The sequence below is a fragment of the Devosia indica genome (assembly GCF_003056405.1).
Classification (GTDB): domain Bacteria; phylum Pseudomonadota; class Alphaproteobacteria; order Rhizobiales; family Devosiaceae; genus Devosia; species Devosia indica.
The window spans coordinates 51,062-65,863 of sequence record NZ_PYVZ01000012.1 but is presented as its reverse complement, the minus strand read 5'-3'; the positions used below and the strand labels follow the sequence as shown (position 1 = coordinate 65,863).

Here is a 14,802-nt window from a genome sequence, read left to right as displayed (position 1 = left end):
GACACTGATGGCCACCTATACCGATATTGCCCGCCGGGTTTACAACCACACCTTCAAGCTCGACCCGATCGTGCGGAGCCTGCTGGACACCGATTTCTACAAGCTTTTGATGTTGCAGATGGTGTGGGGACTCTACCCCAAGGTCGAGGCGACATTCAGCCTGATCAACCGCACCACTTCGGTGCGGCTGGCCGATGAGATCGACATCGACGAATTGCGCGCGCAACTGGACCATTGCCGCAGCCTGCGCTTTTCGAAAAAGGAGATGATCTGGCTGGCGGGTAACACGTTTTACGGTTCACGCCAGATCTTCCAGCCGGGCTTTCTGCGCTGGCTGGAAAATTTCCAGCTTCCCGAATATCGGCTGGAAAAGCGCGACGGCCAGTTCGTGCTGGAGTTTCCGGGGCTGTGGGTTGAAACCACCATGTGGGAAATTCCGGCTTTGGCGATCATCAATGAATTGCGCGGGCGGGCTGCCATGAAGCGCTATGGGCCGTTCACGCTGGACGTGCTCTATGCCCGCGCCAAGGCCAAGATGTGGGAGAAGGTGGAGCGGCTGCAAAAGCTCCCCGACCTCAAGATTTCCGATTTTGGCACGCGGCGGCGGCACTCCTTCCTCTGGCAGCGCTGGTGCGTCGAGGCGCTCAAGGAAGGGATCGGCGCCAATATGACCGGCACCTCCAATGTGAAGCTGGCCATGGACAATGATCTTGAGGCGCTGGGCACCAATGCCCATGAACTGCCCATGGTGCTGGCGGCGCTGGCCCGGTCGGACGAGGAACTGCGCGAAGCCCCCTATCGGGTGTTGCAGGACTGGAAGAGCTATTATGGCGGCAATCTTCTTATTGTCCTCCCGGATGCTTTCGGAACCGACGCGTTTCTCCGCGATGCTCCGGACTGGGTGGCCGACTGGACTGGCTTCCGGCCCGACAGCGCCCCTGCCATCTCGGGTGGCGAAAAGATCATCGATTTCTGGAAGGCGCGGGGCCGCGATCCGCAAGAGAAGCTGCTGATCTTTTCCGATGGGCTCGATGTCGACATGATCGAGGAAGCCTATCTGCATTTTGATGGCAAGGTGCGCATGAGCTTTGGCTGGGGCACCAACCTGACCAATGATTTCGAGGGCTGCGCGCCCGATCCCAATCCGGGCCTGACGCCAATTTCCATTGTCGCCAAGGTGAGCCAGGCCAATGGACGGCCTGCCGTGAAGCTTTCGGACAATCCGGCAAAGGCGACGGGTGACAGCCAGGAGATTGCACGCTATTTGCGGGTCTTCGGTGATGCGGGCCGAGTCGAACACGCCGTCCGCGTCTAGAACCTGATCCATTTCGATTGAATGGAAATGGATCAGACCCCACGTCCTGGCAATGTCGCGTAATCGAACCGCAACAGTCTGCAACTTTTGCTGATCACGCTCCAGCCGGCCCCCGCCGGTCCACCGCCACCACAAATATAGCTGTCCTTGTGGAGAACTCCATGGGGGACAGCCGCGTTAAGGCTCGATGAACCATCGGCGGCCAGTCTGGCCACTGGGGGCTCTACGGAGCCAGACATGAGTCTTGAATTGATCGATATTGCCCTGGCCGAACGCCAGCCCCACCCAACCCTGGCTGAACGCATGACCGGAAAGGTCCGGGCCGTCTTGACCGAAACGATCGGCGAAAGGGAAATCCGCCACGAAATCATGGTGCCGGTTTGGCTCGATGTGCAGGCAGGCATGAGCGATGAGGACATCGAACTGGGCCTGATGGTCAAGGCGGCCGATATTGTGGGCCGCCTCAAGCAGCATATGGGGGTCGTGCCCGGCTAGCAGCCTAGCGCGGGGTTACTGCCGCTGGCGCTGCATTTCCTCGAGGAACTTGCGCTGGATCTCTGTCTGGCGTTGCGGGTCGCGCGGCGTGACCGGCGCGGGCGCAGCCGGCCGGGTCTGGTGCCAGGCCGGGGTCGTCGCGAGGGCGCGGGCGCGCGCGTTCAATTTCTGGCGCTGCTCTTTGCGCTCATCGTGAAAAAACCAGACAAAGGCCGCCGCGACGACGGCCCAGATGGCCAACAGTTCCCAAACCATGGCTTCCTCCTGCTCGGTGCGGAGATTTCATAGCTAACAGGAGGTTAATCAGGGAAGCGGGAACCGGTGTTAGGCTTAACCGGTAAAATTGCGCCCAATCAGCCCGGCGCCGGCAGATCCCCGCCACGATTGAGCGCCACCAGCATGGCGCGCACCTGGTTTTCGGCCGCCTTGGTGACGGCTTTGCGGTCATCGTCCTGGCTGAGCGACAGGGGTGCGCCAAAGGCCACCGTGACATCCTTGACCGGGCCGGAGAGGATTTCGGCGATGTTCTGCTTGACCGATTTGGACTTGATCCAGGCAATCAGGGACCGCTCATTGCGGCTGACCGGCAGGCCCTGAAGTTTGGTATAGGCAATGGTCAGGGGCTGGATCAGCACATCACTGGCGCCGGCCTCCAGCATAGCGTGCTGGGCCGCCCCGATCAGCGCCGAGCGGAAGGGCAGCACATGGGTGCCGATATCGGACTGACCCTCGGCAAACAGCAGCACGGCATTGCCGCCAGCCATATGCCGGCCCATGGCCCGGGCCGTCCGCCCGGCATCGGAGCGCCTTGTGCGGTCGACATAGATGGTGCGCTGGAGATTGGCCATCATGCCCACAAATGGCCAGTTCCCCACCTCGCGTTTGGCGACGAAAGTGACATCGGCCACCGAGCCGATGGCGATGATATCGGTCCAGGAGATGTGGTTGGAAACCAGCAGGGTCGGACGGCCATGCGAAGGGGCGCCGATGACATTGACCCGAAGGCCGAGAAAGATGCAGCCCAGGCGGTGAAACAGGCGCGGCAGCACGTTCCAGAAGGGCAGCTTGAGCCACAGGATCAGGGCCTGGAGTGGAATGACCACCAGCATGAACGGCACGAAGACAAACAGGAAAAAAACAATCCTGAAGATCATTTGGCAGGCTCGTCCTTTTTTGTCTTGTCGGTGAGCGGAACGGCATAGAGTTCGAGGCGATGGTCGACCAGCTTGTAGCCCAGGCGCTTGGCGATGACCTCCTGAATGGCCTCGATTTCCTCATTGCGGAATTCGATCACCGTGCCCGAGCGGATATCGATGAGATGGTCGTGGTGCTCGTCCGGGATCAGCTCGAAGCGGGCGCGACCGTCCTTGAAGTCGTGCTTGGTGACCAGGCCCGCCTCTTCGAACAGGTTCACAGTACGATAGACCGTGGAGAGCGAAATGCGCGGATCCAGCGCCGAGGCGCGGCGGTAAAGCTCTTCAACATCGGGGTGATCGGAAGCGTCCTCGATGACCCGGGCAATGGTGCGCCGCTGGTCGGTCATGCGCATGCCGCGCGCAACGCAGGCCTCTTCAAGGGTGGGGTCGGTCGGGTTTCTGCTCAAGCCGTTGCTCCCTGCCCTTGGTTCGTGAAGGTTCGGTTACCCAAGATCGCGTGCCATGACAAGCGCGGTGGCTGCACTGCCATCAGGGCGGGGATAATATCCCTTGCGCGTCGAAATGGCTTCAAAGCCCAGCCTCTTGTAGAGCCGGATGGCGGGCACATTCTGCTCATCGACTTCGAGGAACATGCGCCGGGCCGGCGACAGCATGAGATCGGCGAAGGCCGCATCCATCAAGGCCCGCCCGACGCGCTTGCCGCGCCATTTGGGATCCACAGCAATGGTGAGCAGCTCGGCCTCGTCGGCGGCGATCCGGATGAGCGCAAAGCCGGCCATCCTGCGCCGCGCATCACAGGCCACATAGGTGAGACAGGCCCGATCGGCCAGAAAGCTCTCGAACTCGGCGCTCGGCCAGCCGCGATAAAAGCTCAGCGCGTGAATGCGCGCCATGTCCCGCGCATCGCGGGGTTCGGCGGGTTCGATGTGCAGCCCCCCAGGGGCCATCCAGAATTTGAGCATCAGGCCAGCCTCGGAATACGCGCCGCGTCCTGAGGCTTGGCGTCGGCATCGCGCACATAGGTGGCGTGGGGCGGGAAGGCCGTTGGATCGGCCGCAGCGGCAAAGCGGGCCATGGCGGCGATGTCGACAAAAGGGGACTGGATCAGTTCCGCGCCCGCAGGCACGGCGGCCACGGCCTGTTCCATGGGCAGGAGACGCGGTCCATTCAGACTGATGCCGAGGGTTTCAAACAGCTCGAAATACGCCTCGCCGCGCCGCGCATCGAGCAGGACGGCCACCGGGCCAGCACTGGCCGAAAGGGACAGGGCAAGCAGATTGGGAATGCCCAGAACGGGTATCTTGCGCGCGACACCCAGGCCACGCGCGGCCGAAAGACCGATCCTGAGGCCGGTGAAGGAGCCCGGACCGGTGGTGACGGCGATGCGGGCAATGTCCGGGTAACCCAGATCATTTCGTGCCAACAGAGTTTCGAGCCGGCCAAACAGGATTTCGGCATGGCCCTTGGCGATATCGACCAGTTCCACGTCCACCTGCCCGTCGGCGCGCAACAGGGCCAGTTGCAGGCGCGGCGCAGCGGTGTCGATGGCAAGGGTGATCGGCTTGGTCATGATGGCTCCCGCTCCTGATGGTGGAGCGCACTTTTGGGAGTAGCGCCAGAGACGGACCAAGTCCACCACCAAGCGCCCGCTTGACGCCTCGGGTGGCGGCGACCACCTTGCCCCCATGCCTAGTGATTCGCCCCAATTGCACCCATGACCTGGCTGGCCGAAACCACCATGCTCAGCCATGGCTGGCGCCGCTTTGTGTTGCTGGTGCTGGCCGGGGCCATTGCGGGTCTTTCGGTGCCGCCACTCTTTTTTCTGCCGGCGCTGTTCTTGGCCATGCCGATCTGGGTCTGGGCACTGGATGGCGCTGAACGCCTGCGTGGCTGGCGTCGGCTGTTCGGCCCGGCCTTTTCCATCGGCTTTGCCTTTGGCCTGGGCTATTTTCTGGTGGCGTTCCATTGGCTCGGCGCGGCCTTTTTTATTGATGGCGGCTGGGTGCTGGCGGCCATGCCTTTTGCCATCCTGGGACTTGCGGCGCTGATTGCGCTGTTCTGGGGACTGGCCAGCGCGCTGGCGCATTTGAGCTGGAGCCATGGCTGGGTGCGCATCCTGACCCTGGCCGCCTGGCTGACCGCAGCAGAGTTCGCCCGCGGGCATGTGTTCACCGGCTTCCCATTCGACCTTCTGGGCTACAGCCTGACCGGCACGGACGAGATGATGCAACTGGCCTCGGTGGTCGGGGTCTATGGGCTGACCTTTCTGGCGCCGCTGCTGGCGATGACCCCGTCCCTGGTCTGGCCGGCCGATAATCGCGGCTGGTCGCAGCGTCTGGCGCCGGTTTTCCTGGCGCTGCTGGTGATTGCTGGCCAGCTTGGCTTTGGTTGGAACCGGCTGAGCGGCACGGTGTCGACCGAACGGCAGGACATGGCGCTGCGCCTGGTGCAGCCGCTGGTCTATGAGCATGCCGATTTCGGCAATGTCGACCCGGTGGCGCTGATCGACCGGCTGCTGATGCTTTCCGACATGCGGATGAACCCCAATGACCAGGGGCTCGAGGATATCACCCATCTGGTCTGGCCCGAATCGAGCCTGCCATTCTTCCTTGAAACCTATCCCGAGGCGTTGGCGCGCATTGCCCGCCTGCTGCCCGAACAGGCGAGCCTGCTGGCCGGGGTGCCGCGCCGTCCCTTTGCGACCAGCCTGCAGGACAACTCGGCGCCGCCGCATAATTCGGTGGTGGCAATCGACACCGAGGGCGAGGTGGTGGCGAGTTATGACAAGTCCCATCTGGTGCCGTTCGGCGAATATCTGCCCTTTGGCGAATTCTTCGCGCTACTGGGCATCAGGCAGTTCGTGCCCGGCGCCGATGGCTGGTCGCCCGGCGATGGGAAACGACGCCTGTTGAACCTGCCCGCAGCGCCGGCGCCGCTGGTGCTGGTCTGCTACGAGATCATTTTTTCGGGCGATCTGGGCGATACGGCAGGCGCACAGTTCCTGCTCAACCTGACCAATGACGCCTGGTTCGATGGCTCGGTTGGTCCGGCCCAGCATGCCCATCATGCGCGGCTCCGTGCTGTCGAAGAGGGCATGAGCCTGGTGCGGGCGGCCAATACGGGCCTGACCTTTGCCACCGACCCGCTGGGGCGGGTGAGCGCTGAACTGGTACCGGGAGAAATGGCCGTGCTCGATGTGCGCCCGCATGAGCGGCTGGCGGGAACCGTATTCCAGTCGGTGCGGCACTGGCCGGTGCTGATCGCGGTATTGGCCGGCATCCTGGCCGGATTCGTCGCCTCGTGGCGCGGCCGCAGGCGGCAGCCAGAATAGCAAAACCCCGACTGCATTGCTGCAATCGGGGTTTTGAGAAATTGGTGCCCAGAAAAGGACTCGAACCTTCACGCCTTGCGGCACACGGACCTGAACCGTGCGCGTCTACCAATTCCGCCATCTGGGCGACGGCGGTGTGTCTATGGCGATGCCGGGGCATTGTCAATGCGCATTCACATAGATTGTCAGAAGTTTGCACCGTCGCGGGTTTTGGGCCTGCGGCAGGCAGTGCACATTCCAGCCCCGAACGGGCTTTGCAACGTGCAGCAAGGCTCGACAGGGGCGGCCGGGCTGGGCTAGAAGCGGACCAATATCGTCTCGCCTGATCTCGGAGCCCCACCATGGATCGCAATACCCCCAAGCTCGTCACCATATTCGGCGGGTCGGGCTTTGTCGGCAATCATCTGGTGCAAGTGCTGGCCCGCCAGGGCTATCGCATTCGCGTCGCGGTGCGCCGTCCGGATCTGGCCGGCGACGTGCGCATGTTCGGCGGTGTCGGGCAGGTGGTGCCGATCCAGGCCAATCTGCGCAATGAAGCCTCCGTGCAGCGGGCTGCGGCGGGTTCGGACATCGTCATCAATCTGGTTGGCATTGGTCATCAGGCCGGCAAGCAGAGCTTTCAGGCGGTGCATGTCGAGGGCGCGGCGGCGGTGGCCCGCGCGGCCAAGGCGGCCGGGGCGACTGCACTGGTGCATCTGTCGGCCCTGGGGGTCGACAAGGCTGCCGAAGTCAGCGCCTACGCCGCCTCCAAGCTTCAGGGCGAAGAGGCCGTGCTCGCGGCCTTCCCGCAGGCGGTTATCATCCGTCCCTCGCTGATGTTCGGCCAGGGCGACGGGTTTTTTAACCTGATGGGGTCGCTGGTCCGCATCCTGCCGGTAATGCCGCTGATTTCTGGCAAGACCTTGTTTCAGCCGGTCTTTGTGGGCGATGTCGCCGACGCCATCGCCAAAGCCGCCCAGGGCGCGGTCAAGACCGGCCGGGTCTACGAGCTGGGCGGGCCAGACGTGGAGAGCCACAAGGTGCTCATGCAGCGCATTCTGCGCGAGGCCGGCCGCAATCCTATGCTGGTTTCCGTACCTTCTGGTCTGATGAAATTCATGGCCTCGCTGATGGGCATTCTGCCGATCAAGCCGCTGATCACGCCCGATCAGGTGGAACTGCTGGGCGTCGACAATGTCGTATCCGAGGCCGCGCAGAAGGAAAAGCGCACCCTGGCTGCCTTTGACATTGTGCCCACCAGCATGGACGAAATCCTGCCCACCTATATGTGGCGCTTCCGCCGCCACGGCGAGTTTGACCGCGAAGGCGGCTCGCCGGTGATCCCGACCTGATCTCTGGCGCAAGGCGCAGCAGCAAGTTTATCGCCCCGGGTCCAAGGCCCGGGGTTTTTGTTTACCCGCAGGGCTTTCCGGCGCGGTGCGCATGCTAGCAGGAGTCCATCGCGTGAAATAATCTCAAGATATATCTTGAATGCATGCCTAATGGAGCCAATCTGCTGGGTTGAAGGGCTATGTGATATATCTGGAGATAGATTATGAGCTATTGGAAGAATGGTGAGCCGAACTGGCGCCAGATCGAGCGCATGGCGCGGCGCGGCTGGGGCCGGATGGCCCGGATGGCGGACGAAGAGTTCGGCCAGGTCGGCGGCAATTTTCGTGTCGGCCGCATGCTGGCTTCGGGCGATCTGCGGCTGGTGGCGCTCTATTTTATCGAGCATCAGCCCCGGCATGGCTATGACCTGATAAAGGCGGTCGAGGAGCGCTCCAATGGCGTTTATTCGCCCAGCCCGGGCATTGTCTACCCGGCGCTGACCTATCTTGAAGAGGCTGGCTTTGTGACCTCGGCCGTCGACGGCAACAAGAAGCTTTATACGATTACCCAAGAGGGCAAGAGCCATCTCGAGGACAATCGCGAGGCTGTTGCCGGTACGCTGGATTTTCTGGCAAGGACCGGCGAGCAGATGAGCCGGTTCCGCGAATTCGTGAAGGCCGACTGGCCGTTTACGGGTGATCCGGAAGAGGGCAATGTGCCGCCCCATTGGGCTGAACGGGAATCGTCGACTGATCGACCGATGAAGGACGCCATTCCCGAACTCGAGGCAGCCCGCAAGACGCTAAAAGAGGCTATCAAACGGGTTCGACGCGGGGACAAGGAGCAGCAACGCAAGGCGGCCGCCGTGCTGCAACATGCGGCCACGGCCCTTTATGCCCTGGGCGATGACGAGGTGGACATCTAGGCCACGGACTTGCCTTCCCCCACGGCGGGAGAAGGTGGCCCCACGCGGGTCAAGCGCCCGGCTTGGTCCGCAGGAAATCGAGCACCATCTGCACGGCATGGGCTTCGCGTTCCTGCACCATGTTGACGCTGGTCAGGTCGCGCTCGAAGATGACCGAAAGCGTGGCGGTGTTGGAGACATAGAAAAAGCCCAGCGCCGCCACCGAAATATAGAGCTGCACCGGATCGACATCGCGGCGGAACACACCGGTGGCGGCGCCGCGCTCGATGATGGCGGCGATCTGTCCGACCAGGGGCGAGTGCAGCGCCTTGATATCGGGCATGGTCTTCAAGAATCGCGCGTTTTCGATGTTTTCCGTGCCCAACAGGCGCGGAAACCAGGGATTGGCCAGGAAGTGCCGGAAGGTGAAGCGCACCAGGCGGTCCATGGCCTGCACCGGGTCGTACTGATCAAGGCTCAGCGCGCGCTCGCCCTTGCGGATCTCCTGATAGGCATCGAGCAGCACCGCCCGATACAGCTCCTCCTTATTGCCGAAATAGTGATAGAGCAGGCGCTTATTGGCCCCCGCCCGGTCGGCAATCGCGTCCACCCGCGCCCCTTCAAAGCCCCGATCAGCGAACTCCACCCTGGCCGCTGCGAGGATGGAAGCCTTGGTCTTGGCCGAATTGCGGGGCCGCTTTGGCGCCTCAGCCTTGCGCCGAGGCGTCTCCACGACCGCGGGTGAAGATGGATCGGACACGAGTGGACACCGCCGGAATGGACATGAGAATGGTCAGGATGATGATGACGCAGATAACAGCAGAGATGGGCCGGGTAAAGAACGGGCTCGGATCGCCATTGGTCAGCAGCAATCCGCGCCGCAGGTTGAGATCGAGCAAATCCCCCAGAATAATGCCCAGCACCAGAGGGGCCATTGGGTATTTCATCTCGCGCAGGATGAAACCGATAATGCCGAAACCGACCATGACGTAGACGTCGAACATGCGCTGGGTGATGGCAAAGCTGCCGACCACGCAGAGCACATAGACCACCGCCATCAGCCGCTCGCGCGGCACCTGCAGTACTGTGAGGAGCGGCCGGGTCAGGGTCAGACCGAAGATCAGCATGGCGATGGTGGAGAACAGCAGGATCGCCACGATCTGATAGAGAAATTCGGGGTTCTCGGTCATCAGCAGCGGGCCGGGGCGGATACCATGAATGAACATGGCCGCAATCAACACGGCCGCTGCTGCCGAGCCGGGCAGGGCCAGGGTGAGGGTGGGGATCATGGCGCCGGGAATGACGGCGGAATTGCCGGTTTCGGCGGCGATCAGCCCTTCCTGGCTGCCCTTGCCGAACATGTGCTTTTCCTTGCTGACCCGCTTGGCGGCCGCATAGCTGGCCCAGGCGCCCACATCTTCGCCCACGCCGGGCACGATGCCGACGAAAGTGCCGATCAGGCCCGAGCGAATGGTGGTCCACTTGTACTGGAAGACCTCGGAAAAGCGCGGAATCACCCGATCGCCCGATGAGATGATGCGGGCCTGGGCAGTACGTTTCATCACGCCGAGAATTTCGGCGAAACCGAAGGCGCCGACCATGGCCGGAATCAGATCAACGCCGCCGCCCAGCGCCGATATGCCAAAGGTGAAGCGCTGGTGGGCATGCAGGGTCTCCATGCCCACCATGGCCACGAGCAGCCCCAATATGCCGGCAATATAGCCCTTGAGCGGATCGTCGATGGCGGTCAACTGGCCGGATATGATGACGCCGAACAGCGCCAGCCAGAAAAATTCATAGGTGCCGAATTTCAGCGCGGCTTCCGCCAGCAGCGGGGCGATCAGCGCCAGGGCGATGATGCCGACAATGGTGCCCAAGGCCGAAGAGGTGGTGGCCAGGCCCATGGCGGTGCCGGCCTTGCCTTGCAGGGCCAGCGGATGCCCGTCGAGCGTGGTGGCGGCGCTGGCCGGGGTGCCGGGAATGGAGAGCAGGATAGCGGTGCGGCTGCCGCCATAGATAGCGCCGCAATACAGGCACATCAGGCACAAAATGGCCTGGTCGGGCGCCATCTTGTAGGTGAGGGTCACCAGCAGGGCGACGCCCATGGTGGCGGTGAGCCCGGGCAGGGCACCAATGACAATGCCGAGCAGGGTGGCCCAGGCGATGTTGAACAGGGAGACCGGGGTGAAGAAATGGGCGAGCCCGCCGCCCAGCATCAGAAGTCCGTCAAACATGGTCTCGCCCTCCTATGGCAGCCGCACGAGGAAGGCGCGTTCGAATACCAGCGTCACCACGGTTGCCGTCGCCACGGCCAGACCCGAGGCCCAGAGCAGGGATTTGAGCCAGGGCTTGCGCGGTTCGGACAGCCAGCATTCAAAGACCATGATGAAGGCAAAGACGAACAGACCCGTGGCCGCCCAGAAAGGCAGGGTGCCGACAAGGCCAAGCGTATAGATCAGCGCCAGCAGCATGACCGTGGCGGCGCGCGCCGCAGCACTCGACAGCACGGCGCCGGACAAATGCTGCCAGCCCCCGGCAGCCGGGGTGCGGAGCGAGCGGAAAGACAGAATGGTCCCGCACAGGGTCAGCGCGATAGCCAGCATGCCCGGCACCAGCCCCGGCACCGTCATGGGGTGGATGCGGCGTACTTCGAGCCGATCCATGGTCCAGGCGCCATAGAAAACCGCCAGGCCGAGCAGAATGAAGAACAGACCAGCCAGCAGGTCGGCCTTGATCATACCGGGTTCGGGGGCGGTTTCGGACGGGGCGGGCGTGTCGGTGGTCATGCGGAAATACCGGACGGATCAAGGAATGGGTTGGCGCCAAAATATTGAACGCCCACCCTTGATCCCTCCCCACAAGGGGGAGGGAGACGATGGGCACCTGCGCCGCGGTCCTTGGCACCCCTCCCCTCGATGGGGAGGGACCGCGGGTGGGGTGACGCCTTTCGGGCAACCCCAACCGTTTGATGGTTTACATGCCCACTTCGGTGCGGGTTTCGCAGTCGATGCCGATGGTGGAGGGGTCATTGACCGCTTCACCACGTTCGACCGAGGAACAGGCCTCAAGAATGACGACCGGCATGGCCAGGGCCCTGGCCTCGGCGCCATAGGAGGGAGCAAAGACCGCGCCAAAGGTTTCGGCATAGGTCTGGATCGCTTCGGAGTTCATCACCTGTTCGGCCCAGATCTTGTCCATGGTGGCGATCACCTCATCGGGCACGCCGGCCGGAATGAAGATGCCGAAATAGTCCGGCGCCAACGGCATGTCGGGCAGCCAATTGGTGATCGGCGGGATCGGATCGACGCCGTCGAGCTCAAGCGGCTTGTCCGAAAGCACCGCCAGGGCCCTGAGGCGATCGCCGCGGATCAGTTCGGTCTGCTCCACTGCGAGCTGGGTGGTGACCATGGCTTCGCCAGAGGCCGTCGCAATGGCCGCAGGGCCGCCGCCATCATAGGTGATCATGTTGTAGTCAAAGCCGTCGGCCGCGTCGGACAGGGCCGCGATGGCCGTACCGCCGGACGAGGTGACGCCGGCGGTGGCGACGGTGATCTCGCTGCCACGGGTCTGCAGCGCTTCGAGCAATTGACCGAAATCGGTGAACTCGCTGTCGGCCGGAACCGAAACCACCGGGACGTTGGCGACCGAGAGGTAGATATGCCAGTCATCGATATTGGTGCCTTCGAGCAGGCCCGTCACCGAATAGGTGGCATTGTTGGCAATGGCGTTGGCGGTCCAGGTATAGCCGTCGCGCGGGGCGTTGAGCACTTCCTGGGTGCCAATGGCGCCTGAAGCGCCCGGCTGGTTGACCACAACAACTTCGACACCCAGGGCCTCGGCCAGAATGGGTGCGGTGACGCGGGTGACCTGATCGGTCGAACCGCCGGCGCCCCAGGGCACGATCAGGTTGATCGGCCGATCGGGTTGCCATTCCTGCGCAAAAGCCGTGGCCGTTCCCAGCGTTATCAGGGCACAGCCCGACGCCAGGACGATTCGCAAGCACTGCTTCATCGTCTTCTCCTCCCAATGTGATTGGAACCGGTTTTTTTTGGTTCTCATGGCCGAGCTTGCGACCGTTGTCAGGGCGAGTCAAGCCATATGTAACCAAATGGTGAGCTGAAACGATTGCGATCCGGACGCAGAAAATGCGTTGCATCAAGACGTTCGGGTGATAACACAAGCCTATGCCGGTTGATCCGAACCGGGTCGTTCTGCCGGGGCTGACGCATGGAATTCGATCTTGGGCGATTGGCGATCATGGCACTGGCGCTGGGCGCCGGAGCCATCGTCAAAGGGGCAACCGGGATGGGCCTGCCGCTGGTGGCGCTACCGGTGCTGACCACGGTTTTCGGTCTGCAGCATGCGGTTGGCCTGATGTGCGTGCCACTGATCTTCACCAATGCCTGGCAAGTCTGGCGGTTTCGCAAAGCGGCCCGGGACGACCGCATGGCCTTTCTGCCGCTGTTCCTGGCGGGCGGTGCGATCGGGATTGGGTTGGGTACCTGGGCACTGACCAGCCTGCCGGAGCGGGCGCTGGTGCTGACGCTGGGAATCATTTTGCTGTGCTATGTGGCGCTCCGGCTGGCCGCACCACATTTCGTGGTCGGGCCGCTGCTGGCGCGCCGGGCCGGGCCATTGTTCGGCATGGGCGGCGGCGTGCTGCAAGGAGCCACCGGCATTTCCGCGCCGATCGGGGTGACCTTCATTCATGCCATGGCAATGGAGCGGGACGCGCATGTGTTCGCCGTCTCGGCCATGTTCCTGCTCTATTCGGTGGTGCAATTGCCGGCGCTCGCCGTGGCCGGGGTGATGCAGGGGCAGTGGCTGCTCGAGGGCCTGCTCGCCCTTGTTCCGATTCTTGTTTTCATGCCGCTCGGCCAGGCCATTGCCGGCAAGCTCAGCCGCAAGGCGTTTGACCGCATGATCCTGATTTTCCTAGGGCTGATCGGGCTCAAGATGGTGCTGGGCCTCTAGCACCCGCCCCTCGCCCAGAGACATTGGACCACCATCTCGCATCGTTGTGCTTGACGCGCCCTAGCGGCCTCATATAGGTAAGTAACTAATCAGTTACACCAAGTGCTGCGGCGTGGGAGGAATTAGAATGGCAGAGCAACGGCTTGGCATCATCATGCATGGGGTCACTGGGCGCATGGGCTACAACCAGCACCTGGTGCGCTCTATCCTGGCGATCCGCGACCAGGGCGGCATCATGCTGAAAAATGGCGACCGGCTGGTGGTCGACCCGATCATTGTCGGGCGCAATGCCGACAAGATGGAAGCGCTCGCCAAGAAGCATAATATCGCGCGCTGGAGCGACGATCTGGATGCAGCTCTGGCCAATCCCGACGACGCCATCTTCTTTGATGCCGGCACGACGCTGATGCGTGCGGGCCTGCTGGAAAAGGCCCTGGCTGCCGGCAAGCATGTCTATTGCGAAAAGCCCACCTCGGACGACCTCGAGGTCGCCGTCAATCTGGCCAAGACCGCCCGCGCCTCGGGCCTTAAGCATGGCGTGGTGCAGGACAAGCTGTTCCTGCCGGGCCTGATGAAGATCAAGATGCTCAAGGACAGCGGGTTCTTCGGCGATATCCTGTCGGTGCGCGGCGAATTCGGCTATTGGGTGTTCGAGGGCGACTGGCAGAAGTCCCAGCGGCCGAGCTGGAACTATCGCAAGAATGATGGCGGCGGCATTATCCTGGATATGCTGTGCCACTGGCGCTATGTGCTCGACAATCTGTTTGGCGAAGTGCAGGCCGTCTCGTGCCTGGGCGCCACCCATATCCCGCAGCGCGTGGATGAGCAGGGCAAGACCTTCAAATGCGACACCGATGACGCGGCCTATGCCACGTTCGAGCTCGAGGGCGGGGTGATTGCCCAGATCAATTCAAGCTGGACCACCCGGGTGCGCCGCGACGATCTGGTGACCTTCCATGTCGATGGCACTCATGGATCGGCCGTGGCGGGCCTGCACAAGTGCTGGACCCAGCATCGGGTCAACACGCCCAAGCCGGTGTGGAACCCCGATCAGCCGCAGACCATGAATTTCTTCAATGACTGGGAAGAGGTTCCGGACAACTGGCCGGCGGATAATGGCTTCAAGGTGCAGTGGGAAATGTTCCTGCGTCACGTGGCCGAGGATGCGCCCTGGGAATATGGTCTGGAAGCCGGCGCCAAGGGCGTGCAGCTTGCCGAGCTGGGCCTCAAGAGCTGGGAAGAACGCCGTTGGCTGGACGTGCCGAAGCTGGCGTTTTGATCCTGCGCTAGACGGGGAAGCCCCCTCACCCGTCTC

The 14,802-nt window shown here is 62.7% G+C and carries 16 protein-coding genes and 1 tRNA gene; 7 read left to right on the top strand and 10 right to left on the bottom strand.

Going from position 1 to position 14,802, the window contains the following annotated elements; all coding sequences use genetic code 11:
• Positions 1 to 7 precede the first annotated feature (7 nt).
• Together pncB and DDE76_RS12690 are read left to right on the top strand one after the other, a co-directional pair.
• Positions 8 to 1,315 (top strand): nicotinate phosphoribosyltransferase, encoded by a 1,308-nt coding sequence (gene pncB / locus DDE76_RS12695; RefSeq protein ID WP_104892596.1) that lies wholly within the window; start codon positions 8 to 10, stop codon positions 1,313 to 1,315.
• Positions 1,316 to 1,552: 237 nt separating this feature from the next.
• Positions 1,553 to 1,810, top strand: coding sequence for a hypothetical protein (locus DDE76_RS12690; RefSeq protein WP_104892597.1), 258 nt, complete (start codon positions 1,553 to 1,555; stop codon positions 1,808 to 1,810).
• A gap of 15 nt (positions 1,811 to 1,825) precedes the next feature.
• Here DDE76_RS12690 and DDE76_RS12685 read toward each other — a convergent pair whose 3' ends face one another.
• The 5 genes from DDE76_RS12685 to tsaB form a co-directional block, all read right to left on the bottom strand.
• The gene (locus DDE76_RS12685) at positions 1,826 to 2,065 is read right to left on the bottom strand and encodes a hypothetical protein (RefSeq protein ID WP_104892598.1); all 240 of its coding nucleotides are present in this window, start codon (positions 2,063 to 2,065) and stop codon (positions 1,826 to 1,828) included.
• A gap of 98 nt (positions 2,066 to 2,163) precedes the next feature.
• On the bottom strand, positions 2,164 to 2,964 hold the full coding sequence (locus tag DDE76_RS12680) for a lysophospholipid acyltransferase family protein (RefSeq protein ID WP_104892599.1): 801 nt from the start codon (positions 2,962 to 2,964) through the stop codon (positions 2,164 to 2,166).
• A complete protein-coding gene (locus tag DDE76_RS12675) occupies positions 2,961 to 3,359 on the bottom strand; it encodes a Fur family transcriptional regulator (protein WP_104892600.1) in 399 nt (132 codons plus the stop codon). The genes DDE76_RS12680 and DDE76_RS12675 overlap by 4 nt, the downstream gene beginning before the upstream one ends.
• Before the next feature lie 90 nt (positions 3,360 to 3,449).
• A complete protein-coding gene (gene rimI, locus DDE76_RS12670) occupies positions 3,450 to 3,929 on the bottom strand; it encodes a ribosomal protein S18-alanine N-acetyltransferase (RefSeq protein WP_104892601.1) in 480 nt (159 codons plus the stop codon).
• Positions 3,929 to 4,537: a tRNA (adenosine(37)-N6)-threonylcarbamoyltransferase complex dimerization subunit type 1 TsaB gene (gene tsaB, locus DDE76_RS12665; RefSeq protein ID WP_157955785.1), complete on the bottom strand. Its 609-nt coding sequence runs from the start codon at positions 4,535 to 4,537 to the stop codon at positions 3,929 to 3,931. Before tsaB ends, rimI begins: the two co-directional genes overlap by 1 nt.
• 144 nt (positions 4,538 to 4,681) lie before the next feature.
• On the opposite strand from tsaB, the gene lnt reads away from it, so the two are divergent.
• Positions 4,682 to 6,298: an apolipoprotein N-acyltransferase gene (gene lnt, locus DDE76_RS12660; RefSeq protein WP_104892602.1), complete on the top strand. Its 1,617-nt coding sequence runs from the start codon at positions 4,682 to 4,684 to the stop codon at positions 6,296 to 6,298.
• Positions 6,299 to 6,340: 42 nt separating this feature from the next.
• On the opposite strand, the gene DDE76_RS12655 is transcribed toward lnt, so the two are convergent.
• A tRNA-Leu gene (locus DDE76_RS12655) sits at positions 6,341 to 6,425 on the bottom strand.
• Positions 6,426 to 6,639: 214 nt separating this feature from the next.
• Here DDE76_RS12655 and DDE76_RS12650 point away from each other — a divergent pair.
• Both DDE76_RS12650 and DDE76_RS12645 read left to right on the top strand, forming a co-directional pair.
• A complete protein-coding gene (locus tag DDE76_RS12650; protein WP_104892603.1) occupies positions 6,640 to 7,629 on the top strand; it encodes a complex I NDUFA9 subunit family protein in 990 nt (329 codons plus the stop codon).
• 203 nt (positions 7,630 to 7,832) lie between these two features.
• Entirely contained in the window at positions 7,833 to 8,534 is a 702-nt protein-coding gene (locus tag DDE76_RS12645; RefSeq protein WP_198650906.1) for a PadR family transcriptional regulator, read from the top strand.
• Positions 8,535 to 8,583: 49 nt separating this feature from the next.
• On the opposite strand, the gene DDE76_RS12640 is transcribed toward DDE76_RS12645, so the two are convergent.
• The 4 genes from DDE76_RS12640 to DDE76_RS12625 form a co-directional block, all read right to left on the bottom strand.
• Complete coding sequence (locus DDE76_RS12640) at positions 8,584 to 9,273, bottom strand: TetR/AcrR family transcriptional regulator (RefSeq protein ID WP_104892604.1); 690 nt, start codon at positions 9,271 to 9,273, stop codon at positions 8,584 to 8,586.
• Complete coding sequence (locus tag DDE76_RS12635) at positions 9,221 to 10,747, bottom strand: tripartite tricarboxylate transporter permease (protein ID WP_104892605.1); 1,527 nt, start codon at positions 10,745 to 10,747, stop codon at positions 9,221 to 9,223. Before DDE76_RS12635 ends, DDE76_RS12640 begins: the two co-directional genes overlap by 53 nt.
• A gap of 12 nt (positions 10,748 to 10,759) precedes the next feature.
• Positions 10,760 to 11,299, bottom strand: coding sequence for a tripartite tricarboxylate transporter TctB family protein (locus tag DDE76_RS12630; protein ID WP_114341094.1), 540 nt, complete (start codon positions 11,297 to 11,299; stop codon positions 10,760 to 10,762).
• A gap of 187 nt (positions 11,300 to 11,486) precedes the next feature.
• Positions 11,487 to 12,524 carry a Bug family tripartite tricarboxylate transporter substrate binding protein gene (locus DDE76_RS12625; RefSeq protein ID WP_104892606.1) on the bottom strand — a complete coding sequence of 346 codons (1,038 nt, stop codon included), beginning with the start codon at positions 12,522 to 12,524 and terminating at the stop codon, positions 11,487 to 11,489.
• A 216-nt stretch (positions 12,525 to 12,740) separates the two neighbouring features.
• On the opposite strand from DDE76_RS12625, the gene DDE76_RS12620 reads away from it, so the two are divergent.
• Both DDE76_RS12620 and DDE76_RS12615 read left to right on the top strand, forming a co-directional pair.
• Positions 12,741 to 13,487: a sulfite exporter TauE/SafE family protein gene (locus tag DDE76_RS12620; RefSeq protein ID WP_104892607.1), complete on the top strand. Its 747-nt coding sequence runs from the start codon at positions 12,741 to 12,743 to the stop codon at positions 13,485 to 13,487.
• 127 nt (positions 13,488 to 13,614) lie between these two features.
• Entirely contained in the window at positions 13,615 to 14,766 is a 1,152-nt protein-coding gene (locus tag DDE76_RS12615) for a Gfo/Idh/MocA family protein (protein ID WP_104892608.1), read from the top strand.
• Positions 14,767 to 14,802: the final 36 nt, after the last annotated feature.